21 protein-coding genes and 1 other annotated feature are annotated in these 24,974 nt (G+C 33.6%); of the genes, 5 read left to right on the plus strand and 16 right to left on the minus strand.

Annotated features, from left to right (window positions below; translation table 11 throughout):
* Positions 1 to 8 precede the first annotated feature (8 nt).
* Positions 9 to 920, minus strand: a complete 912-nt coding sequence (locus ACQKMV_RS11680) for an EamA family transporter (RefSeq protein ID WP_427504066.1) — start codon at positions 918 to 920, stop codon at positions 9 to 11.
* Between the two features lie 145 nt (positions 921 to 1,065).
* Positions 1,066 to 1,265: a binding site (T-box leader), on the minus strand.
* A 225-nt stretch (positions 1,266 to 1,490) separates the two neighbouring features.
* Between ACQKMV_RS11680 and ACQKMV_RS11685 the strand changes: the two genes are divergently transcribed.
* Together ACQKMV_RS11685 and fumC are read left to right on the plus strand one after the other, a co-directional pair.
* Entirely contained in the window at positions 1,491 to 1,706 is a 216-nt protein-coding gene (locus ACQKMV_RS11685) for a hypothetical protein (protein WP_427504068.1), read from the plus strand.
* Positions 1,707 to 2,161: 455 nt separating this feature from the next.
* Complete coding sequence (gene fumC / locus ACQKMV_RS11690) at positions 2,162 to 3,553, plus strand: class II fumarate hydratase (protein ID WP_427504069.1); 1,392 nt, start codon at positions 2,162 to 2,164, stop codon at positions 3,551 to 3,553.
* A 281-nt stretch (positions 3,554 to 3,834) separates the two neighbouring features.
* Here the strand turns inward: fumC and thrC are convergent, their stop codons facing one another.
* The 8 genes from thrC to ACQKMV_RS11730 form a co-directional block, all read right to left on the minus strand.
* Positions 3,835 to 5,043 (minus strand): threonine synthase, encoded by a 1,209-nt coding sequence (gene thrC / locus ACQKMV_RS11695; RefSeq protein WP_427504070.1) that lies wholly within the window; start codon positions 5,041 to 5,043, stop codon positions 3,835 to 3,837.
* 55 nt (positions 5,044 to 5,098) lie between these two features.
* Complete coding sequence (locus ACQKMV_RS11700; RefSeq protein WP_427504071.1) at positions 5,099 to 6,064, minus strand: 2,3-diaminopropionate biosynthesis protein SbnB; 966 nt, start codon at positions 6,062 to 6,064, stop codon at positions 5,099 to 5,101.
* Between the two features lie 23 nt (positions 6,065 to 6,087).
* Positions 6,088 to 7,056, minus strand: a complete 969-nt coding sequence (gene sbnA / locus ACQKMV_RS11705; RefSeq protein ID WP_427504073.1) for a 2,3-diaminopropionate biosynthesis protein SbnA — start codon at positions 7,054 to 7,056, stop codon at positions 6,088 to 6,090.
* An 82-nt stretch (positions 7,057 to 7,138) separates the two neighbouring features.
* Complete coding sequence (locus ACQKMV_RS11710; RefSeq protein ID WP_427504074.1) at positions 7,139 to 7,519, minus strand: Rid family detoxifying hydrolase; 381 nt, start codon at positions 7,517 to 7,519, stop codon at positions 7,139 to 7,141.
* 48 nt (positions 7,520 to 7,567) lie between these two features.
* On the minus strand, positions 7,568 to 8,719 hold the full coding sequence (locus tag ACQKMV_RS11715) for an NAD(P)/FAD-dependent oxidoreductase (protein ID WP_427504075.1): 1,152 nt from the start codon (positions 8,717 to 8,719) through the stop codon (positions 7,568 to 7,570).
* A gap of 38 nt (positions 8,720 to 8,757) precedes the next feature.
* Positions 8,758 to 9,975: a benzoate/H(+) symporter BenE family transporter gene (locus tag ACQKMV_RS11720; RefSeq protein WP_427504076.1), complete on the minus strand. Its 1,218-nt coding sequence runs from the start codon at positions 9,973 to 9,975 to the stop codon at positions 8,758 to 8,760.
* 1,202 nt (positions 9,976 to 11,177) lie between these two features.
* Positions 11,178 to 11,921 (minus strand): hypothetical protein, encoded by a 744-nt coding sequence (locus ACQKMV_RS11725; RefSeq protein WP_427504077.1) that lies wholly within the window; start codon positions 11,919 to 11,921, stop codon positions 11,178 to 11,180.
* A 290-nt stretch (positions 11,922 to 12,211) separates the two neighbouring features.
* A complete protein-coding gene (locus ACQKMV_RS11730; protein ID WP_427504078.1) occupies positions 12,212 to 12,949 on the minus strand; it encodes a hypothetical protein in 738 nt (245 codons plus the stop codon).
* Between the two features lie 287 nt (positions 12,950 to 13,236).
* Between ACQKMV_RS11730 and ACQKMV_RS11735 the strand changes: the two genes are divergently transcribed.
* Positions 13,237 to 13,830 carry a YdeI/OmpD-associated family protein gene (locus ACQKMV_RS11735; protein ID WP_427504079.1) on the plus strand — a complete coding sequence of 198 codons (594 nt, stop codon included), beginning with the start codon at positions 13,237 to 13,239 and terminating at the stop codon, positions 13,828 to 13,830.
* A gap of 511 nt (positions 13,831 to 14,341) precedes the next feature.
* Positions 14,342 to 14,662, plus strand: a complete 321-nt coding sequence (locus ACQKMV_RS11740; RefSeq protein ID WP_427504081.1) for a hypothetical protein — start codon at positions 14,342 to 14,344, stop codon at positions 14,660 to 14,662.
* A 186-nt stretch (positions 14,663 to 14,848) separates the two neighbouring features.
* Here the strand turns inward: ACQKMV_RS11740 and lepB are convergent, their stop codons facing one another.
* Entirely contained in the window at positions 14,849 to 15,442 is a 594-nt protein-coding gene (lepB, locus tag ACQKMV_RS11745) for a signal peptidase I (RefSeq protein ID WP_427504082.1), read from the minus strand.
* Positions 15,443 to 16,175: 733 nt separating this feature from the next.
* Here lepB and ACQKMV_RS11750 point away from each other — a divergent pair.
* Positions 16,176 to 16,658, plus strand: a complete 483-nt coding sequence (locus tag ACQKMV_RS11750) for a CcdC family protein (RefSeq protein ID WP_427504083.1) — start codon at positions 16,176 to 16,178, stop codon at positions 16,656 to 16,658.
* Positions 16,659 to 17,435: 777 nt separating this feature from the next.
* Here ACQKMV_RS11750 and ACQKMV_RS11755 read toward each other — a convergent pair.
* The 6 genes from ACQKMV_RS11755 to ACQKMV_RS11780 form a co-directional block, all read right to left on the minus strand.
* A complete protein-coding gene (locus ACQKMV_RS11755) occupies positions 17,436 to 18,245 on the minus strand; it encodes a helix-turn-helix domain-containing protein (protein ID WP_427504084.1) in 810 nt (269 codons plus the stop codon).
* Between the two features lie 33 nt (positions 18,246 to 18,278).
* Positions 18,279 to 19,793: an aldehyde dehydrogenase family protein gene (locus tag ACQKMV_RS11760; protein WP_427504086.1), complete on the minus strand. Its 1,515-nt coding sequence runs from the start codon at positions 19,791 to 19,793 to the stop codon at positions 18,279 to 18,281.
* 13 nt (positions 19,794 to 19,806) lie between these two features.
* On the minus strand, positions 19,807 to 20,358 hold the full coding sequence (locus ACQKMV_RS11765) for a hypothetical protein (protein ID WP_427504088.1): 552 nt from the start codon (positions 20,356 to 20,358) through the stop codon (positions 19,807 to 19,809).
* Positions 20,359 to 20,379: 21 nt separating this feature from the next.
* Positions 20,380 to 22,326: a primary-amine oxidase gene (locus ACQKMV_RS11770; protein WP_427504089.1), complete on the minus strand. Its 1,947-nt coding sequence runs from the start codon at positions 22,324 to 22,326 to the stop codon at positions 20,380 to 20,382.
* A gap of 378 nt (positions 22,327 to 22,704) precedes the next feature.
* The gene (locus tag ACQKMV_RS11775) at positions 22,705 to 23,346 is read right to left on the minus strand and encodes a hypothetical protein (RefSeq protein WP_427504090.1); all 642 of its coding nucleotides are present in this window, start codon (positions 23,344 to 23,346) and stop codon (positions 22,705 to 22,707) included.
* Between the two features lie 264 nt (positions 23,347 to 23,610).
* Positions 23,611 to 24,816 (minus strand): MFS transporter, encoded by a 1,206-nt coding sequence (locus ACQKMV_RS11780; RefSeq protein ID WP_427504092.1) that lies wholly within the window; start codon positions 24,814 to 24,816, stop codon positions 23,611 to 23,613.
* Between the last annotated feature and the right edge of the window lie 158 nt (positions 24,817 to 24,974).

Here is a 24,974-nt window from a genome sequence, read left to right on the forward strand (position 1 = left end):
CGTTTACGTTACTCTGAAACCGCCCTTTTTTCCAAACACAAGCTAAACACCCCTAAAATAAACAATAGACTTATTCCTAAAAGTGAAACGGGCGACCATGATAGTCTGGAATCAAACATCTGAAAGAAAAAAGTAAATATTGGAACAAAGCATAAACTCATCATAACTATTAAAGATGAACAATACTGAATGCCTATCTGCAATAAATACATTGGAAGCATGACACCCACTGCTGTTACTGCAATTATCCATGAAATATTTCCCGAGAAATATTTAAAAAATATGTCGAAAGTCGCGATAAAAGATAATAAAATTATGCCATAATAGCGATTTGCTAAAATCATTGAAGTAGTCCAACCAGCCTCACTTAATCTCTTAGAATATATCGTACAAAGTACAGCTCCAATTCCACAGCCAACACTCGCTATCAATGCTACTATTACGGGCAATGTTATATCCATTTGAACAGCTGATTTCCCACTAACAACCGCTAATATTAATATAATACAAGCGATAAATGTCCCCGTGGCAATTACCCATTGTGCTTTAGGAATTGACTCCTTAGCAAAAACAGCCAACATCAAAACAAACAGCGGTCCAATGCCCATTTCAAGTGCACTTACAATCGCTGACTCTACATATTTCAAAGCGAAATAAAAGCCCATAAATGCTAACACAGACGCGACATTCAACTTCACTACATTATTAATATTTCCCTTCCATCGATTAGCTTGTTTATGTTTGCGTGCAAAGAAAGAGAAATAAATAGCTGTAATGAAAAAACTAATACCAATAAATAAAAATGTCGGTACTTCTTGCACCTGCTTAGCGTAGAAAACCTGGCTCATCGATGTTAAAAGTGCTGATAATACAAGAGCTACTAACCCCACTGTCGTTGTCTGCTTTTTCGTGATTTCCATCCCATTTTCCCCCTTTTGTTTTTTGTAAACACATACAGCACGAGTATTTTGTCGATGGAGCAAAGACATTTGCTAGTGATTTAAGCGATTCAGCATTGGAATGTCTCACAATTTCCCAAAATAAAAAAACTTCATCTCAAATAAATATAGAGACGAAGTTATCCGCGGTACCACTCTGATTAGCTAGAAAGCTCACTTTACTATAACGGTAGCAGCCGTTTATGCCTACTGGATTCAGCATAAAAACTTCTGGACGAGTTCATAAATGGTTTGCAATGATTTCCACCAGCCATCATCTCTCTAAAGCAAACTACATTCATTACTACTTCCAATCATTGTTAATTTATTTCGATACATCATAATTGATTTTTACTATTTCGTCAAGGATCCAAAATAGAGTTCCCTGCAGTATAACAAATGTTCTATATTATAAGCCCTTATCATACATTGAGTAAAACCTTCCCCGCTAATTAACCTTGTAAAAACTCTGTCTCTTTTACATCACATACGAACAACTAAGGAAGGTAAAAATCAGGCTTTTAAATAAAAAAGTTATAAGGAGAAAAAGATATGTTTGTAACTCATTTTTATGAAAACAAGACGTCCGTTTTAAGCCAACTACTAGTAAGTCTACCTACTGTCGAAGAGAACATTAAAATTAAAGGACGTAAAGCAAAAGTTGTTCAGATTCTTCAAATAGACGACAACAGCTATCACGTAAGTATCATTTTTGAAAAAGTGCCTAAAAAACAACCATTAAAAGAAATTGGGAAGAAAAAAAGGTAGCTCTTTCCCTTTATCTACCAACGCTATCGTTTATCGATAGCGTTTTTACTCTTAAAAAAAGCGGGATTCGAACTGTAAGAAAAAAAATCACTGCAAATCACATAAAGCAAAGAAGTTGACTTTTTAATTGATAACAATTATCATTATCAATAGATTATTTCTTATCTCCGAATTGCTTACTTCAGAATCCCCCTCTTTTTTGAAATAAGCATGTATCAAACGGATATTCTTACATCAGACTAAGAATATTCGTTTTTTTTAACTTCTTTTAGCGGAAAGGAGTTCTTTGTGTATGCACAATGTCGAATCCGGCCGCATTGTTTATCTGCGCGAAAGCGTAGCTTCGGCGGCAAATGTTTTCTGTAGCGAAAGCAAAGCGTCAGCTACAATTATGCCAAGGCATAATGGATCTTTACTAATTGGAGAGATTTACATAAATAAAGGAGCTGTTTTACATGGATTATCGAATTGAAAAAGACACAATGGGTGAAATTAAAGTACCTGCAGATAAAATTTGGGGTGCTCAAACGCAGCGCAGTAAAGAAAATTTCCAAATTGGAACAGAGCAAATGCCAATTGAGCTAATTCAAGCTATGGCAATTTTAAAGAAAAGTGCTGCTATCGCCAATAACAAGCTCGGAAAACTTTCCGATTTAAAAACAAATGCGATTGTGCTAGCTGCTGATGAAATTTTAAACGGTCAATGGGATGAGCAATTCCCTCTTGTTGTTTGGCAGACTGGTAGTGGTACACAGTCAAATATGAACGTCAATGAGGTAATTGCGCACCGTGCAAATCAACTTTTACAAAATGCTGGAGAGGCAGAACGTATTCATCCAAATGATGATGTCAACAAATCTCAAAGCTCAAACGATACTTTCCCAACAGCTTTGCATATTGCAGCAGTATTAAAAGTTGAAGATTATTTACTGCCTCGACTACGTTTACTAAAATCAACACTTGATGACAAAGCAGAGAACTTTAAAGATATTATTAAAATTGGTCGTACACATTTACAAGACGCTACACCTTTAACTTTAGGTCAAGAAATTAGTGGTTGGGCAGCAATGCTTGCTAAATCTGAGCAAATGGTTGTCCAAAATATTGAATATATGAAGGAACTAGCGATTGGTGGAACAGCAGTTGGTACGGGTATTAACGCACATCCCGAATTTGGCGAGCGTGTTGCAGTGGAAATTAGTGAATTGACAGGAAAACATTTTACTTCTGCAGCAAATAAATTCCATGCTCTAACGAGTCATGATGAAGCCGTTGTCGCACACGGCGCATTAAAGGCTCTTGCAGCTGACTTAATGAAAATTGCCAATGATGTTCGCTGGTTAGCAAGTGGTCCTCGTTCAGGTATCGGGGAAATTACGATTCCAGAAAACGAACCAGGCTCATCCATTATGCCTGGTAAAGTAAATCCAACGCAAAGTGAAGCGATGACGATGGTTGTTACACAAGTCGTTGGCAATGATGCAACAATTGCCTTTGCCGCTTCTCAAGGTAATTTTGAGCTGAATGTCTTCAAGCCAGTAATTATCTATAACTTCTTACAATCAACTCGCCTACTAGCAGACACAATGAAATCATTTAATGATAATTGCGCTGTTGGAATTGAGCCAAATAAAGAAGTACTTGACCATAATTTACAAAACTCATTAATGCTTGTAACTGCACTTAACCCTTATATCGGCTATGAAAATGCGGCAAAAATCGCGAAAAAGGCTCACAAAGAAGGCACTACATTGAAAGAAGCTGCAATTTCAACTGGTTTACTGACAAAGGAACAGTTTGACGAATACGTGGATCCTTCGACGATGATTTATCCAAATGTAAAGTGATCATTAGCCTGATAGACAAATTATCTGATTACTTAGAGTTCGAAGTAGAAGATGTAATTTATCAGTCCAATAAAGGATAAATCGGACAAAAAACACTTTCAGCTAATTATGCAGCTGAAAGTGTTTATTTATTGCCATAATAAAGGCAAGAATAATTACTTTCTATATTATACCTTTATATGAGGCATCGTTATTCTCACAGCTATTTCTACAATCGGCTTTGACAAAGTGCTTGGTGTATAGAGCAAATAAAGTTGGAATCGTAACTCTTCTATTTGTCCTTAATTTTTCAAATAACCTCTAACTGCATAAATATTATTCGTACATGAAATTAAACCATTGTTCGACTTTTTAATTCTATTCATATCCTTGAATCCTGAGCCAGTAGCTAAAACAACTACATTCATATCTCGATTTATTAGCTTGTTTCTAAGGTCCGATTCTAAACCTGCCCACGCTGCCGCTGCTGAAGGTTCAACAAAAATTCCGGCCTTTGTAGCTAGTTTTTTTTGTGAATCTAAAATTTCTTCATCCGATATTGAAACGCCCCAACTATTTGTCTTAAGTAAATAACCAATAGCCATTTCAGCATTTGCAGGTGAATTAACAGAGATAGAGTCTGCAATAGAATCTGTTTTATCTAGTATTAAATCTCTTTTCTCTCTCCAGCTTCTTACTATTGCATCACTACCCTTTGCTTGCACTAAAATACATTGAGGTAACCTATCAATAAGCCCCTCTTGTTTAAGGTCAATAAAACCTTTGCAAACAGCAGCATAAATTACACCATCTCCAGCTGGTATATAAATAATATCGGGTGCTTTGAAGCCTAACTGATTGTACAATTCAATTGATACTGTTTTTTTCCCTTCTATCGTAAAAGGATTATAAGCGGTATTTCTATTAATACCTCCAAATCTTTCTGTAAACTCTATTGATAGTTTATATGCATCATCGTATGTTCCTTGAATAGGGATAACGCTCGCTCCAAAAAATTTGGCCTGTGCAATTTTTTCTTTAGGTGCAGTTTCGGGTATAAATAAAACGGTTTTTAATCCATAAGTTGCAGAAATACAAGCCATTGCAGAACCGGCGTTACCAGTTGATGCAAGTACAATTTTCTGCTCATTATGTAAGATAGCCTGTTCTGCAATTAATAATGATGCTCTATCTTTTAATGACCCTGATGGATTTAAACTTTCATTTTTAATAAAAAGATTTGGTAGTCCTACTTCCTCTCTTAAATAAGTAGGCTCTAGTAATGGTGTATTACCAACCTTTAAAGAATTCGAATTATGAATGGCAATTGGAAGGAATGAATTTGGTTCAACCATTGAATTTCTCTTAGCATTGTTTTTTGGTTCATATTTAACGGATAATATACCTTTTTGAAAACCATTATTCTTATCATTTTTACAGACAGGACAAAGATAAACGATTCCTACTGATTGAAATTCATATCCACATGAAACACAACTAAATCGTATCACTTTAATTGCCCCTCCCTTGTGTACTCCTTAATATAAAAATAAAAAACTTCTTTCATTAATCTAGGATGAGACCAATATTATTTTTCTTAGCTTTTTCAAAATACAATTTAGCAATTGTTATATCAAAGATAGCCATTCCCATTGGATGAAACATTATAGCTTGATTGTCTGGAAATTCATTCATTGCATTATGCAAAACTACATCAACAATGGATTTTGTATTCTCTCTATTCAAATTACGTTCTTTATGCATAACTTCTATATCAGTATTTGCTCTACATACCTCGTCCCAATCATCTACAATAATCGATTGAGTGAAATCAATAATACTAGGCTCATAATCTCGAAGAGAAACGTTTAACAGTAGCGCACCTTTTTTAGGTTCTTTATTTATATATCTCATCTCTGAAACTGTACAAGTTATAAAGATATCACTATTTTTATAAACATCTTCCCAAGAACTACAAATTTCTGTTTTCTCTAACCAATTTTCAGGTATTTTCTCCATAGAAATTCCAGCAAGATCAAAAATACATATTTTATTTATTTTTTCATTTAATAACTCCGTGACCATTTGATAATGTAACTGTCCAATTGGACCAAATCCAATAATGCCGATATTAATTTTATCTAATTTCCTAACTGCTTGAAATTTACGTATCATCAATCCCGAAACAGATGCTGTACGTATCCCACTTATTATAGCGGTATTTATTATACATTTTGGTTCTCCTGTATTAACATCATTCAATAAAGTTATTGAGTGCGCTCTTGGAATAGTCTTTTTAATATTTTTTGGAAAACTAGCAATCCATTTTATACCTGTAGCAGAAATATCACCGCCAACATATGCAGGCATAGCAATGATACGATCATTCGGGTCTTTAAATTTCAAATAAGGTTTAATCGGTTGAGAAAAATCATTGTTAGATAAACATTCTACAGCGTATTCAATATTCGAAATATTTTCATCCCAATTTATTGGAATTGCTGATATATCTGTTTTGTTTAAATAGAGCATGGTATTTTCAACTCCTATGTGTATTATAAACTCATCACTGTACCCTTTTGATTGTTAATCCACTTTACCCATTCATTACTATAAATAGTATCAACATATGGTGAACCACCATCGGGACATAAAAACACTACATTTGGAACTTGGTTAAGTTTTTTATCTTTAAAATATTCACTAATTGCGTAATATGATGCTCCTGAAGACCCACCTGCAAAGATAACAAATTTCTCAAAAAGCTCATAACATCCTTCTACTGCTTTGGTTTCAGGGACATATATTACTTCATCAATTAATGCTTCTTTTAAAATATCTGGTGTCATACTCGAGCCAATACCGGGAATATAACGTTTACTTGGTGGTTTTCCGAAAATAACTGAACCTTTTGTATCTACCGCAATAATTTTTATATTAGGAAATTTCTCTTTTAATTTCCTTGAAACTCCTGCAATCGTACCGCATGAACTAACACCAATAAATGCATAATCTAATTTATCGAAACTTTCTGATATTTCAGTCCCCAATCCGTAATAATGCGCTCGTAAACAATCTATATTTCCATATTGATTGGTCCAAAAAATATTATCATTATCAGATTGAAAACGTTTAATCTCGTTTAGTCTTGTTAAGAGATATCCGCCTGTTTCATCTCTTTCAGTAACTTTTACTACATCGTATGAAATTGTATGAAGCAATTTTTCATATGTCGGACTAATGTTCATATCAATAAAAGGAATAAACTTAATTCCCAAGAATTTGCATATAGTAGCTAATGCTATAGCAAAGTTTCCAGATGATGATTCAATTACTGTTGTATTTTCGTCAATCTTTCCATTTTTAATTGCCTCTTTAATAACATAATAAGCTGGTCTCATTTTCACACTGCCCATTAAATTATAAGATTCTAATTTTGCAAATAAATTAATAGGATTTACGTCTAGATTCACACAAGGTGTATTGCCTATATATCGGTTAAGAAGATCTAGTTTTTTAAGCAAATTTAATAATCTCCCTTCATATATAAAGTAATAAAAATATACACGATTTGTATCTTAGAAGTTCGTAATAAAATAAGTTAAGTTATAAACTCATAATTGCTTCAACTGCAAAGTCTGTTCCTTTAGGTAATGCCTTAACACCAACTGCCGCTCTTGCTGGGTATGGGGCTGTAAAAAGTTTCGCCATTTCTTCATTAACTAATGAAAAATGAGTTAAATCAGTAAGATATACTGTTAGCTTAACAATATTAGAAAGATTTCCACCAGTAGCTTCCGCAACTGACTTCAAATTATTAAAAGAGCATTGAATCTGTTCCTTTATTCCTCCTTCTACTACTTCCATTGTTTCAGGAATAATGGGCGCTTGAGCTGATAAATATACAATATTATTTGAAAGAATTGCTTGTGAATAGGTACCTATTGGTTCTGGCGCCTTGTTTGTATAAATTTCTCTAATCGACATTTTTATACTCTCCTTCTCTCGTTAAGTTTATACTTTTTACTTGGTCATTCAAAATGATCTACTGTTACGATCTAAACTATTTCTATTTGGCGAAAGTGCTTCTTCTACGATTCCTGCATTTTTCAACGTTTCTGGAAAACAATTCCTTGTAAGAAGCATTCTACAACAGTTAGCAATAGCAGGTGCTGTCTGAAACCCATATCCTCCCTGTCCTACTAACCAAAAGAAACCTGGTACATCTGCGTCCTCACCCACAACCGGCGTCCTATCTGCCACGAAAGAGCGCAAACCTGCTAATGTATGACCAACTTTCTTGACTTCAATGTTAGTTACCGCTTCAAGATTATTTGCAGCTATAGCGATATCTAAATCTGATGGTTTTGCATCACAAGGTGTTATTGGAATTTCATCACATGGACTTACAAACAATTTTCCCGAGTCGGGTTTAAAATAAAAAGATTCACTTAAATCTCCTACATACGGCCATTTATTTATATTATATTCATCAATTGATAAATAAAAGACACTTCTCTTCTTTGGTTCAAGGTTAATATTTCCAACTCCCGCTAAACTTGCTATCTGGTCAGCCCATGCACCTGCTGCGTTAATAATCATCGGTGCGGCAATCTTACCTTGGTTTGTATCTACACACCAAATATTGTTATGGCGAGATATTGAATTCACACTACAATTGGTAATCAGAGTCCCACCTTTTCCTTTAAATCCATTGATATATCCTTGATGAACAGCATGTGTATCGATATCCATTGCATCTTTTTCAAATATACCCGATGTATATATATCTGTATTAATGACTGGAACAAGACTTCGTAACTCTTCACCTTCTAGTAGTTCCAAATTATTTACTTCATTTTTCATATCTTTATAATGTTGTTCTGCTAATATCTTCTGTTCTTTTGTTGCTAAAAAAATTGCCCCTCTTTCTTTTAATAAAGGTTTATCACTAAATCCTTTTGGGGGATTAGTATAAAACTCATAGCTATTCTTTGTTAATCCTCTTACTATTTTATTACCATATGCTTGCATGTATATTGCTGCAGAACGTCCTGTGGAATGGTAGGCTAATTGAGTCTCTTTTTCTATAAGGAGAACATTAGCCTCTTTAGCCAATTCATATGCTGCCGATGCACCTGCAATTCCCGCACCAATAATTAAATAATCTACGCATTGATCCCTCATTAAATATCATCCCTTTTGTGAATTACTAGTTTCTATAGTCAATTCTTTTGTTTTTTTGAGAAAATATTAAACTTCATTTGAAAAATTGCATTTGTTAGAATGCCAGCTATTAATCCCCAAAAAGCAGCCCCAATACCTAAAAAAGAGATACCTGATATAGTAACTAGAAAAGTAATTAATGCGCTTTCCTTTTGAGTACCTTCCATTGCTGAAGTTAAGCTCGAACTAAGTGAAGCAAATAAAGCCAAACCAGCAATAGCTGCTATAAGCTCACTAGGAAGTGCTTGAAAAATTGATGCAATTGCAGCTCCAAATAAACCAAAGATTAAATAAAATAATCCACATGATATACCCGCAATATATCTTTTATTTTTATCTTCATGAGCTTCTTTTCCAGTACAAATTGCAGCAGTAATTGCCGCTAAATTAATAGCATGAGAACCAAATGGTGCAAGTAAAATAGAAAAAATACCCGTTGTTGTAACTAATGGACTTATTGGAACATTGTATCCATCCGCTCTTAGTACCCCTATACCAGGAGCATTTTGAGATGCCATCGTTACAATACATAATGGAACTCCAATCCCAATCAAAGCATCAAGTGAAAATGTAGGAATTGTAAAAATAGGATTCACTAAAGATATATCAATACTTTCAGTCTTTAGATTTCCAGTAAAATAAGTAATCAATAATCCTAAAAATAATGTAATTACGACCGTATAACGTGGTGAAAATCTTTTAAAAAGTAAGTAGCACAGTATCATCGGAAAAACCAATTCAGGTAGATTTCTTAAAGACGTAAAAACTTCAACACCAAAGTTTAAAAGAATTCCGGCAAGCATAGCAGTTGTGATTGAATAAGGTATTCGATTCATCATTTTCTCAAATATCCCCGTAAATCCTAACAATGTAATAATTAATGCAGAAAAAATGAACGCTCCAATAGCATCTGTATAGGAATAAGTTGACCAGCTTGAAACAAGTAAAACCACTCCTGGTGTAGACCACGCTGTTATAATTGGAGCTTTAAACCAAATACTCAACAAAATACAAGTTATCCCACTACCCATCGATATCGCCCATATCCACGAGGACAAATGAGAATCACTTAAATGTGCTACTTTAGCAGCTTGAAAAACAATTACTAGAGGCCCAGCATAAGATACCATTGTGGCTATTAATCCGACAACTACAGATGATATTGATAAATCTTCTTTTAACATTCCCATATTAAAGGAGTGTCTTATCTTTAACAAAAAGCAACCCTTCCTCCAGTATCTTTTTCCATAAATTCATATTCCTTTATCACCCCCCTTTTACTATTTTTTACAATATCACAACAGACCCTCATCTAAAACCATTTTTTTCCACGTTCGATTTTCTGTCATTTTCAATAAAACTTTCTTGTTTTTTTGAAAACAAACTTATATTATCTGAAAAAAACAAAAATTAAATATATCTATTAACATCATTATTATAGTTTTATATCTAAAAATAGTTATAAAACACATGGTATTTTCTTAATATTCAGTTTTTTATTCGAATACTTAAATAGTATACATACCTAAGAAGAAATAAAACTTTAGGTATACCTCAGATAGAATCACTTTGTTTTATAACACATTTGGAAAGTTGTTTATCCATTTAACTATTTTCATTTTTTAGAAATGGACACTTTAATTATTTAAATTGTTATCTAGCTAAAGTTTTACCTGATTAAATTATTATCCTATTTCAAATTTGTCTATACAAAAGAATAATGTTAATTTTTCCTATAAAAAAAAATTTTTATAATCACTTGACTATCATACTTCGAAATAATAAAATTTAAAGATTTATTTTTATGGATTACATAATTTTGTAAGATGATAATAAAGTTATTTAATTATCCCCATTTTTAACTGATTGTAGCATAGGGCTACTCGAGCGAAGAGTCAGCGACAAATGGTTTATCTGTGCGAAAGTGAAGCGACAGCAACAAAGCGAGTAACCCGAAGCGAAAAACAGAGCCATCAAATTAATTAGGATTGATAAAAATGGTTAATCAACATACATGTTTTGATATAAAAATATAAGAGCCTTGCTACATTTTATTGTAGTAAGGCTCTTTAAAGTTGTTTAATTTCTATTCATTTAAATGTGTTTGCACTCAAAAACAATAACGGTTAAATCAATAGCATTGAGGATACGAGAGGACGTGTCCAAACATGAATCAAAAAAATATTATAAAGAATTTAAAGAAACGGTAGTCGATCTTTATCGCTCTGGTACACAGGTCAATCAACTATCTAGTGAATAAGGTGTGGCAGAAGTTGGGTAGTTAACTGCAGCCTAAGTTTCTGCGATTCAAAAAGAAAACCTTCGCCTACGAATTTCTAACAATTTATTATCTTTTTTCCCATAAACTGTTTTAATTGAATTTTAATCATCAAGTGGGCTTTATATAATTCTTAATCTATCACTTATCTCCAACTGACTTTAATAAATTCACCGGAAGCCAACCAATATATCTGACTTCTCCCTCCAACCTTACCAATAGATAACCATTAACTTCAATTCTATCTGATGAAAAAATGCTTCCCTTTTCAAACATTATTTCAGGTTTAGCTTCTTTTAATGGAGTGTGTTTCGCTTCTGCATTTTCTGTTAGCTCATAACGCACGTCAATTTGTCTCACTGTTGTCTCAAAGATTTTAAGATCTGTACCAGGATACTTCTCACATAACCAACCTACTCCATTGCTCACGCAATACTTAAATTGTTCATTATTTAAATCCACGTATGAAGAATCACCAGTTTCATTGAAGTATTTTCCGTAATATCCGTAATTATAATTACCATCACGATTAATAACAACATAAGTTGGATTGTTATAGAAAGAAGCACGAATCTTTATTGGTACTTCTTTGAAAACTACCAAATCCGTTGCTTGTACCCGATATTGCCCCATATGATAGAATGTTTTGCCATCATATTTTTCAATATCATACGTTTTAAAGAAGTTATTTTCTTTTACCACTAACGAATCAAATGTACCATTTGGATTTCTCTTGTATACTTTGATGTCTTTTTTAAAGGTCATTTTTCCTGTTTGCTCTTTTACAACTTCTGCTCCATCATACATCACTTTCGCTTCTGATTTTGTTGGATTTACTACTGCTAATACAAATGCTGCTAGTAGCACAATAAATAATTTTTTCATTATTCTCCCCCTACTCAGCTTTATTATAGAAAACATCAGATTATAGTATTAAATACTAATAACTTAATATTTTATCAATTGAAATTAAGGATGTCAAAAAAACAACAAAAATAGAGTGTTTTTCCATAACATGATTTCATCCAAGTCAATTTTTAATTTAGGTCTACTACTTATTAATTGTAGAAGACGATCTCGTTCATTAAGCAAAACATCCTATCCAAATATCAATAAACCATATAAAAAAGCTCCCTTAACAAAATTTAAGAGAGCTATATATAATTCCTAATCTATCACTTATCTCCAACTGGCTTTAATGCATTCACCGGAATCCAAACATTCAGAGCGTGAGCGTCATTTTCATCCACGCTTACAAATAGATAACCACTAATTTCCTCACCCCATGAAAGAACAATACTTCCCTTTTTATGGATTGTTTCAATTTTAGCTCCATTTAAAGGAGTGCTTTTCCCACCTGCATCTTTTATTAACTCGAACCGTACTTCTCTTTCTCTCGATATTGTCTCAGCGATTTTAAGATCTGTACCAGGATACTGAACACATTCACCGCCAGAACAATAAGAAAGTAGTTGTCCATTATTTGTAATAGAAATACCCTGGTTTTTTCCTTTGAACCACATTCCATAAGATCCGGCACCATAATTACCATCACGATTAATAATGATATAAGTTGGATTGTTATAGAAAGATGAACGAATTTTTAATGGTACTTCTTTGAAAACTACCAAATCCGTTGCTTGTACGCGATATTGCCCCATTTGGTAAAATGTTTTTCCATCATATTTCTCAATATCATACGTTCTAAAGAAGTTATTTCGCTTAACCACTAACGAATCAAACGAACCATCTGGATTTTTCTTGTATACTTTAATGTCTTTTTTAAAGGTCATTTTTCCCGTTTGATCTTTTACAACTTCTGCTCCATCATACATCACTTTCGCTTCTGATTTTGTAGGATTTACTACTGCAAATGTAAACGCTGCTAATAACACAATAAAAAATTTTTTCATTATTCTCCCCCTCAGATTAATTTTAGAAAACATTTCCTCTTAGTATTATATACCAATAATATGATATTCTACCAACAATCATATGATGATGAAAAAATCTCAATATATTTTCCATTGTCTGTTGCTCTATACCATATTGTAATTACTGTCCTCCACAATTCGCTATACTTTGTAGATTAGCTTTATTAGTTCCCTATGCTAGACATCACACTAATTAATGTTTTATTATAAATCGATTAGAAAAATTGATATTAGCTGATTAAAAAATTGTAGAGGGGTGTTCCTAGATGGCAAATAGTAAAATGAATCCGAAGGTTGATGAATTTTTAAGTAAAGCTAAAAAGTGGCAGGAAGAGTATTCAGTATTGAGAAATATCGTTCTTGACTGTGAGATGACTGAAGAATTTAAATGGATGCATCCTTGTTACACTCTTGAGAACAAGAACATCGTGTTAATACATGGATTTAAAGATTATTGTGCGCTTCTGTTTCACAAAGGCGCCTTGTTAAAGGATGCACAAGGGATTTTAATTCAACAAACGGAAAATGTACAGGCGGCGCGCCAAATTCGTTTCACCAATGTTCAAGAAATAGTTGGAATGGAAACCATCATAAAAGACTATATTCATGAAGCCATTGAAGTTGAAAAATCAGGTTTAGAAGTGCCAATGAAAGAGCATAAGGAATACATAATTCCTGAAGAACTTCACAATAAATTCGATGAAATGCCTACCTTGAAAACTGCTTTTGAAGAATTAACACCAGGGAGACAAAGAGCATATATTCTACATTTTTCTCAACCTAAACAATCCAAAACCCGAGTGTCAAGAATTGAAAAATGCACGCAGCAAATTCTCGATGGAAAAGGATTAAATGATTAGGTTTAGTCGTGGGAAAATAAATTAAACTCTCCTCTAGCAAACCTCATTTTAAGGTTCGTTTTTCTCGCTTTTGCAGAGTCCAAATACCTAAAGTTAAATTGGAGGCACCCATACTAAATTTTTATGGATGCCTTCATTATCTATATAAAAATAATATGTTCCACATTTAATTACTGTGTCACGTACTCTTTTGCGTGAATATAAAGAGTTTTGACTTCTTCTGACATCTCTTTGAATAACGGAAAGAATGCCATAACAAATAGACGTACTGCATCTCTATTCCTCGATCTTTATCCCTGCCTTAATGATGATTACGTCACTTCATAACTTTTAATTGAATTATCTGTACGGATTAATTACATGCATTGCTATTATTTTCATGTACGACTTTTGTAAATTTGTGTTGTATTGTTGCATGTACATTATTTCAATATGAATTAATTTAAAAGAATTGAACCTCGAAAAGTTCCCTATTGTATATGACTTCGAAATCCTTATCACTAAGAAACGTTTGTCTAAAGGCTTGGGTAAACATATATATTTTTATAGTGTGAGCAGAAATGAAGAGTTAGGTTCGTTTCCATATTTGGACCATGCTGAAACCTACCTAAAAGAATGGCGTATAAGGGATATACCATCTGGAACTATTAAATATCCTTTTCAGGATTCGGAACAAGGTTGGCAAATTTTTACTTTTGAACATAAAAATTATATATATATCCTAGAAGGCGGTGAATATCATCTCAAAAAAAATAAAATTGAAAAATGGTATCGAACGCCTAAAAAAGATTATTTCAAACAATGGGAAAAATTACTTAAAGCATTTAAATAAAACCGTATAGTAAAAAGTTAATATCCCCTGTTAATTCAAGTGGTAAACCTCCATTTACAACTTGAGAATGAAGGTTTGCCACTGAATTCAGGTCCTTTTCATTTAACTTGTCTTCAATTTACCTACTCGTTCTACCACAGAATTGTTGACTGCAGTAAATTTGTTTTTTTTAACTAACTCCAAGATTCAGTTAAAATTCAAGTCAATATGCTCGAACGGCCAACAGATGATACTTGTTGTACCCATTATTTTTTCTTTAGGGATGAACCCTATCTCAGGATTTCTACTATCATTACTTACACGACGATTATCACCTAATACAAAGTAATGTCCTTCAGGTACGGTAATTTCACCTAAATCTTGTTCTAGCGTAAAATCATAAGTAAGTGACCCAGAATCTTTTAATTCCTTCTTTTTTTGGTCTAAAAAAGGTTCACTGAATTTCTCTCCGTTTATGTATAATTGATCATCCTTATACTCGATTTTATCCCCTGGTAGACCAATGATACGTTTAATAATATTTTCTTCTTCATTCTTTTGAAGAAGAACATTTTCAATAACAACAATGTCAAATCGATCAATCGACTTAAATTTTGGACCGATTTTGTTAATAATAACACGGTCTTTGTCTTCTAGTGTCGGCATCATAGAAGCACCTTTTACGAGTACTGGTGTAAATAAAAACTGCTTAATTAAAAATGCCACCAATAAAGCGAATGCAATGGCCTTTACCCATTCAAAAAACTCATTTTTTTGTTTTTCCTGTACTTTTTCTTCCAAAATTTCACCTCCTATTGTTTCTCTTATTTAATACGAAAAAAAAGGAAAATAGTTTCAATTTTATGTTCGTAATCCTAAAATAATCAAACATAACATTTTTAAAGGGAGACAAGTTCATCTCCCTCTCCATTTAATACAGGCACCCTTTTCACGTCCTCGAACTCGTTCCAAGACTTCTACCGCCGTCATTCTCCCAGCGATCAATGTCCCAAACAACATCAATATCTTCGCATCCGTCATGTATTTCTCCGTTAGGAAGGGTACCAGTTCTTACTATAGAAATAATACATCATCCTTTTTTTATCAATTTCGCCTTGGCGTAATTGAGTCTGGATTTTGAATTGTGCCGGCACAATTCATTCCTTTCAAAATCCATGACATCCGCCGGAGGCTTTATCTTCATTCAGTAGTTGTTTGACTGAATGAAGATAAATATTTCATGTTTCTATATTATGTAATGTTATTTGTTTTGTTCATCGCCAAATATGGGGGTTGTTTTGGAGCTAATAATCCAACAGCCTCAGAACATAGAAGCATTTCTATGGTTGCATACTCTTATGTTATCTTAGGGTGAAAACCTTCAAATGTATGTAAATATTCTGTTCGTAATGATTGTTGTTTTATTTTGTCTTACTCAACTAACTGCGCACTTTAGTTACATAAGGAAAAATGTGGTTTTTGTTTAAATCTATGCAATAATAGATGTATTACAACATAATTCAGGGAGGTTTTTATGCAAACTGCAATACCAGCTACTTCTATGTTTCTAATTATTGGATTGTTCATTTTATTTCGTAGAATCCGTTCTATGTACAAACCAGCCAAAGGGAGAGGAGTGCGAATAATTCTTCCTCTTCTATTTTTAACACCAGGATTTTCATTTTTTCTAAACTCTTCTGGGCACGTCACATACCTTCAATTATCTGTAGCAATTTTTTTAGGTGTGGGGTTTTCTATTCCTCTTATTTTATGGTCAGATTATGAAATGCGAAATGATGGTTTAATTTATGCTAAGAAAAGTCCTGCTTTTATAATTACTTTCTCCATTATGATTGCTTTACGTTATTATTTTCGACAACATATTTCTACTATCGAACCAGGTACACTCAATATGCTAATTTTCTTACTTGTTATTTGTTATTTATTTCCTTGGAGAATAGCTTGCTATATAAAGTATAAAAAGGTTCTTAAACTAAAAAATACAGTCAGTTTGTAGAGTGTCGTATATCTCTAGCACCCTCCAAAATGAAACAAGAAGTATAAGTTTGTGAATAAATGCACTTAAACTAACTAGTGCGTTAGTTTAGTAAGAGACAGTTATTGCTGTCTCTTTATTATGACCTATGTAACAATGTTCACTATCCTAGCCTTTGATATAAATTTTTCATATAATCTGCTAGTTCTGTACTTTCTGTTTTGCGTAATTTTTTTGTTTTCATCTTCCAACTCTTCAATTCTTTCTTCCAATTTCTTAATTCTCGGTCTAAGAGAAACAATCATAGCGACTTGATTTGCTTCGTCTCACTTAACTCTTGCATCACTATATGCTTTTTCTTGTTGATCTCTTAAGAATTCGATGCGTTCTTGAATGTCAATGATTATAAAAGTTCGCTTTCATTACGCAAGCTTCTTTGCTACACTGTTGAAGTTAATAGCCCGTTTAATGGCATTTTCCACCTTTTCTATAGTTTTGCGTTTGTGTTCTCGTGTAAGTGCCTTATTTGCTCTTCTCGGTTAATACTAGCCATTCTTAACTCCTCTCTTTTTCACACGCTCTAGTTTTCTCTGCATACGTTCTAAGTTACCGAAAATGACGCTTCCACTTTTAATGGTATTATATATTTCTAGGTATCTCTCCAAGTATGTTATGGAAGGTGATTAATTCAATGTATGTAAATAAAAAGAGGATAATCAGCCTCTATAATAGACTAATTATCCTCTATTCCCTTACCCTTGGATGTTTTATATAAGAAAGAGTGAAAGCTTTAAGGGGCTAATAAGATAGATACTTTCGTTTTATATTTTTCCTACCTAAAAATTTTTTTATATATTCAGCAGGTGTTATTACAAGTAAGCTTTTAAATTCTTTGTAATAATGTGAAGGATCATAGTAACCATATTGGTCAATGTTTACAGGTGTCTCTTCAAAAGAAAAATGTTGAAGTAAGAGTTGAATACGTATGAATTTACTTAGTTTTTTTGGTCCAAAACCTGTTTTTTTATAGAAAAGTTCTCGGATATATCGCTCAGAATAACCTGTTTTATGCTGAATTACATCTGGTAAGAACAGCCCATTATTTTCAATAATAGAATCAAAACAAGTAGCGAATATTTCATCACCCAAGCTTTTTTCCTTTTTTTGTGAACAAAAATACTCATTACAAATCTGCACTCTTTGTTCGAAATCTCCTGCTTCAAAAACAGCTTGTATAAATTTAGAGTCTAATGTGCAGCCTAATTCAACATTAACAAACGGTTGTTGAACAATTTGTTTTAATGCGCAATTGTATTGAATAATTGTTTGTTTTGGATTTAGCCGAACACCAAAATATTTCCCTTTTGGGGTAAATGAATAAATTCCACGTGTAGTCGGGGTATTACCTAAGACAACCTTTTGATCCTTGCCCATGTAAAACATTAAATCTTGGCAAGCATCAGGAATGACATGAATATCACTATTAATGCTTATTGGTTCAAACTCATAATATAATAGTATATCCTGGTTTAAATTACTGTTTGGAGTCATTTCTCTATAATACGTTTTTTGGACCAATTCAGGTTGGATTGGATAATAGCTACTCAATAAGCCGCCCCCTCACTTCACTCTTAGGTAAAATTAAAAGAATCCTTGCGCCTGTTCATTGTAACTAGCTAAGACACATTTAGTTGATTGATACGATTCTAAAGCTTTTAAATGATTTTCTCGACCGATGCCTGACTTTTTGTAGCCGCCAAATGCTGCACCAGCAGGGTATTGGTGATACGTATTAATCCAAACACGTCCTGCTTGGATCTCTCGACTTGCTTTATAGGTAACGTTTGTATTACGTGACCATACAGCTGCCCCTAATCCATACATAGTATCATTTGCAATTTCAATCGCTTCCTCGAAAGTTTTAAACGTAGTCACTGCCAATACAGGACCGAAAATTTCTTCTTGGAAAATACGCATTTTGTTATTGCCTTTAAAAATAGTTGGTTTAATAAAATAACCATCTAAATTATCAAGGTGATTTTCGGCGCCACCGATTAAACATTCTGCGCCATCTTGTTTGGCAATTTCAAAATAAGAAAGAATTTTTTTATGTTGTTCCTCTGAAGCCTGTGCACCCATCATTGTTTCAAGTTCGAATGGATCACCAACTTTAATTTGCTTTACTCGTTCAATGGCTTTTTCCATGAAACGATCATAAATAGACTCATGAATTAAGGCTCTAGATGGACAAGTGCAAACTTCACCTTGATTTAAAGCAAACATAACTAATCCTTCAATTGCCTTATCTAGATATCCGTCATCAGCATCCATGACATCTTCAAAGAAGATATTAGGAGATTTGCCACCTAACTCTAGTGTAACAGGAATTAGATTCTCAGATGCATATTTCATAATCAGTTTGCCGACAGCTGTAGAACCAGTAAAGGCCACTTTGGCAATACGTGGGCTTGAAGCTAACTCTTTCCCTGCCTCTATACCAAAACCATTAATGACGTTTAATACACCTTTTGGTAATAGGTCTTGAATAAGTTCAACTACGAATAAGAATGATACCGGCGTTTGTTCTGCTAATTTTAATACAACACTATTTCCTGCAGCAAGTGCTGGCGCCAACTTCCAAGCTGCCATTAAAATAGGAAAGTTCCATGGAATGATTTGGCCAACTACACCAATAGGTTCTTGGTAATGATAAGCTACTGTATCCTCATCAAAAGGTGTCATTTGCCCTTGTTGTGCGCGAATGGCACTTGCAAAATAGCGGAAATTATCAATTGCCAATGGAATATCAGCAAACATAGTTTCACGAATCGCTTTCCCATTATCCCAAGTTTCTACCCTTGCAATTTTTTCAAGGTTTTCTTCCATACGATCAGCAATCGCTAGTAAGATACGTGCCCGTTCTGCTACAGGTGTTTTCCCCCAAGTTTTTTGGGCTTCATGAGCGGCATCTAATGCTAGCTCTACATCTTCTTTTGTTGAACGAGCTACATGTGTAAATACTTCTTTCGTGATCGGCGTACTATTATCGAAATACTCTCCATTTACAGGTGCTACCCATTCACCGCCAATAAAATTGTCATATTTCGTTTTGAGTTGAATGCCAGATTCTTCAATATTCGGTTTAACATTTATCATATTATCGACCCCTTTAATGATGATGATGATGATGATGCTGTTGTTCCTCTTTTGCAGGTAACTCATTTTGAATCTCAAAACTACTTAATACTAGTACACAAATCATTAAACCAGCCACAATGTAAATATGTTTTGGAATGGCTTTTATAAAGATCGGAAACATCTCACGATTCCATACACCGATAGAAATGATAGCACTTACAATAAACATCATTGTAAAAAAGATAATGCTTAACGTTAAATATTGTGTAGTCATTAAAGTTAGCATCGCGCCCATCATTGCTCCCATAAAACTAGATCCTACACTTTCCATGAATAGGTGCATTGGTAAGCCAGTTGACAGTAAATAGCCTAATGCAATAGAAATAATAATAGATGCTATTGCGCCTAGTACCATATCGGGAAGCCAGGTAGCCATATTCATCCCAACAGCCGTACTCATTGTCATAGAAATCAGCATTATACAGCACTTGGACATGCCATGATTAGCAAAACGCTGTTTTAATAAACGGTTAGTGATTACCGTAAAAGTAACAATCACCAACATGCTTAGGAATGGTAGCATATAATCACTCCTTTAAGAGTTTTATTGTGTATGACAAGACGAAGTTGTGTGACACTTCTTATCCGGTCTAGGAACGTCTATTGCTGGGTTTCGATCAAAGAATCCAACCGGTTTTAATTGGAAGTTGATATATGCAGTTGGCATTATAGGCCAATCTTCAGGGCGCGGGATATGATGATGGCCCATTGTGTACCAAACGACGATATCTTCATCATCAATTGAACGGTTATTCTCAACGTATTTTGGAAGTCCATCTCCCCCGGCATGTTGATTTGGATACATACCTGTTGCATATTTTTCATTTTCATCAAATTGCGTAACGTGTAAATGGTGTTTAAGGAAACCAGCACGTTTCATAACGCTTGCTTCTTCATGAGCAAATGGGAAGCAATTTTCGCCAGGCAAAATTTTATATCCAACAGGTTGATTCACTCGGTTAAGTGAGTTTTTATTGATAATTTTCCAAGTACGCTGCGTTTTTAAATCTAAATTACGTAACGCTTCCTTCTCCGTTTTAAAGATACGTGAAACAGGATAGAAACCATTGGCATTCGGATTGTGTTCTCCCAATGTTTCTGAAACTGTTTCTGTTTCAACTACTGAGTTATTTTCACCGTCTAACATTGTATCAAGTCGGAAATTAAAGAAGTGTTGATGATGTGATGCATTTAATCCTGGAGAGATCTCAGATCCATATTTTGTTTGGATGCCATCTTCACATGTACCCGTGCTTAAAATACCTGTTAGTTTGACTTCAGCTTCAATCGTACCGTCTTGGTAGAAACTCCAATAGAAGCCGTAATCATAATTTCCAACTGTACAGAAGAATGAAATCACTAGTCTACGTGAGCGCCGTACTTCTACATGGCCTGTACGCCAATCTGTATGTTTCCAACCAATCCCGTAATCTTCTTCGTGTAAGCAAATCGCATTTTTGATCGTACGTGCATTTCCTTTAACATCAGCAACAACACCATCAAAGTATCGAATTTCGCCTAAGCAGTCGCAACCTAGTTCTAACGAATTGGCTAATTGACCCATTCCATATTCACCAGCATCAAAGGCATTTTGTGTGTTATGCGAAAATGTTGGTTCACCATAAGGGACAACCATTTCTGATAATGCTGCACGATAAAGAACTGGACGATCCTTACCTTTGTCATGGTAATTAATTGTGTATAATACAAGGCCCTCACGTGGTGTAAATCCATAGCGGAAACTCCATTTTTGCCATTTGATCAAATTACCTTCAATTGTAAAGCTTGGACCTTCAGGTTGAATGATTTCCAATGGTTTTAAGTCATTTCTAAACACAATTGATTCATCAACTTCAGGATGGTAATTACCTGATGTTGTTGGCATTGGACGTACCCCGTGATCTTCTACTTTGTAAACTTCCATTTTGTTTAGGTCTACATACGTTACAATACCTGTTAAAGGGTAAGCATATCCGTTATCTTCTAGTGATTGTTTTTGCCAACATATCGCACGAAGTAAACGTTTGCCTTCATGTTCCTGGACACCAAAATTCCCTGCTGACCAAGGATCCACCATGATTAAATCAGGATTGTCAATGCCACGCTTCTGTAAAGCTACTACAAAATCAGGGTGGCTCTTTACTAATTCTTCACATTGCTCAAATTCCTCTAAGGCTACATTTGGTTGTACGCCAGGAATATGTTCGTAGGAATCAACTTTTTCTGAAGTTAAATTTACAACTGCTTCAAATGTTTTCAATTCTTTATCATCTAAAATCACTAAAAATACTTGGCGATCTACATTATTACCAGGTTTGTAATTTAGTACTTCTGATTTTTTAGGTTCATGTAACATCACCGACATAAATCGTACATGTTCAGACAACTGTTGCTGTTCCTTGGCTATTTGAACAGCTTTTTCAATTTCTACTTCAGATAATGGTGATAATGGGTGGCTTAGTTCAACGTTCGGATTTACCTTTATTGACATTCTATCAACCCCTTATAATTTATTACCTTCAATTATAATTAGAAAATTCAGTGAAGTTATTGTAAATAACGGCATTTTTATAAATAAGTTATTTTTAGCTAAAAATATACATTAATTTCTACTTTAAGCGCTATTTATTTTCACAAAAAATACTATTTGAGCTGTTTATAGTTCTCTTCAGGTTCTCCAAAATTATTTTTTCTTCTAGATACAAATAGGTAAGGACTTGAGATATCGCTCAGTTTAGTAACTAATTCTAAGTTAAAACAACAAAACCTTCCTATAATAAATAGAAAGGTTATTTAGTAAACACTTCTTAGAATAGCACGTAGTATTTTAAATTTTTTATTATTACTTTTTTAATAGATGCCGAGTTGACTATTTTATTATTTGACCGTTGGCATCTAATATTTTTATTTCATAAGAGTCATTGGAATTTAGTTCTTTAGAGTGTAAGATTTTACTTACAGTCTCTTCGATTTTTAATGATAACTTATGCGCATCTTTATCAGAACTTTTTATTGATGTATGAATGATAATGGATTTTTGGTCGTTAGCGCTGATATTTATAACTACCTCATAATCTTTAAAAACTTCCATTAAAAGCCTTAAATGATGATTTTCTTTGTTGGCTTTATTAAATTCTTCGGGAATCCTAAATAAATCCCATCTCTCAAACACAACTTTATGGTTTTTTAAAGGAGAGGATTTGATTACACTTTTTGCAATGGATTCCATATCCTTTTTTACGGAATTATAATATTCTTCATCCCCTACAACCCTTATCATCAATTCTTTCTTTGAAGTTGTTTTCACATCAACCCCCACATATTTCTCGTGAATTTTTTCAGTTACCCTGTTCAATATTGATATCTCTTGTTCTTCATCTTTAGTAATTAAAGTTATTTGTTTCTCTTTATTTGCAACAGCAGTATCAGCTACTGAGAATCTAATTAACAGGATATATAATGCTATTGCCACTATAAGTATTCCAGCAATAATCACTAGCTTTTTTAACATACAATACCTCCCGTTATGAGGGTATGTCCTGTATCTCTAAAAAATGTCATTAAACACAATGTCCTCTTCTTGAAGTAACTTGATTCGTTAGTTCAAAAAAGAAAAAAAGAGCTGCCTATGCAACTCAATGATCTTCAAGAAAAGTCCCTGTTAGTACAATAAGTTCAATAAAAAAGACCATCAAAAATGATGGTCCCACTTCACAAACTATCATTAAAAAACAAAGGACATGATAGCTAATAAAACCCTTCATCTTTAATTTTATTATTCCATAATATTTCTAACAAACAATTGCTTATTTTTATGAGCAATTGTACTTACTATCGCAAGTAATAGCCCCGAAATAACGAATACAATTCTAATTCCTAACAAATCTGCTATTAGTCCCATAACAAGAGAGCCAACGCCAAAAATCCCAGTTCCGATAGCACCTAATGAGGTATAAACAGTTGACAACTGTTCTTTTGACACACTAGTTTGTATAACCGTTTGTTGAGGAATTTTTTTAATTTGTCCAAAAAGCCCTACACAGAGCGATAAAAGTAAGGAAATCATAGGAATACTGTTTAGGCTAAATAATATTGTGAATAAGAAACTTGCGAATGAACCGACAAAAATAAAGGTTCCAATTTTCTTTTCAACAAAAGAAGAAAATTTAATACAATAAACACTTCCTAAAATCAGACCTAAAAAGTTAGCTCCATTGATAAATCCCCACCATTTTTCATCAACGTTCAAAGCATCGTTGACAAACACATATAAAATAGCAGCTATCCAAACTGTCGCTGCAAATGTTTCCAAAAATTCTATCCAAGCAATCCTTCTTAATACTGGAGTGTTAGATAAAGTTTTCCAACCCTCTTTAATCTTTTCTAGTTTCCCTTTTAGCTCGGTTGTTTCATGGTTTACACTTTCTAAAAGGCAAAGTAATATACTTGCAATTACAAATAGACATCCAACTAACCAAATAAGTTGTTGAGAACTCATAATAATTAGCAATGAACTTCCTACGAACCACATACCTGCTTGTATGATCTGCGTAATAGTTTCCGAAATTCCATTAGCTTGAATTAGATGTTCAGGTTTAACATAGTATGGAGTCAATGTCTGTCTTATTGGATTTGCACATCCGTCAAAAAAAGCAATCAATCCTATTATTAAAAAGATAAAATAATAATTAGCTGCTGTTAAACCAATTAACATAAACCCTAGAATAAAGAGTAAAATTGTCTTTACAATTTGTGACCCAGCAAGTAACCATTTAAGATTTAATTTTTCAACCAAAAGAGGTGTCAGCAGACTGGATATAAACATAGAAGAAGCAATTGTAAATGGCACAAACGATGCTGCAATTGCAGTACCTGTTAATACAAAAATTGTACTAATAACACTTACTATATATAATACATCGCCTATATTAGCGAGTGACTGACCCAATAGTAATAAAGAAAAATTTCTATTCAATTTCATTATATATCCCCCAATATTTCAATCGAATTTTGGCTTAATAGGGGAATATCAGATTGGACTATTCATTAAAATTTGACTCCTTTCATATATCGGACAAATCTGGGGGACGTAGATTTATCACAAGTTTTGTATCATCCATAAATATTTATATGGATTAT

It is taken from the genome of Lysinibacillus sp. NPDC094403 (assembly GCF_050278745.1).
Classification (GTDB): domain Bacteria; phylum Bacillota; class Bacilli; order Bacillales_A; family Planococcaceae; genus Lysinibacillus.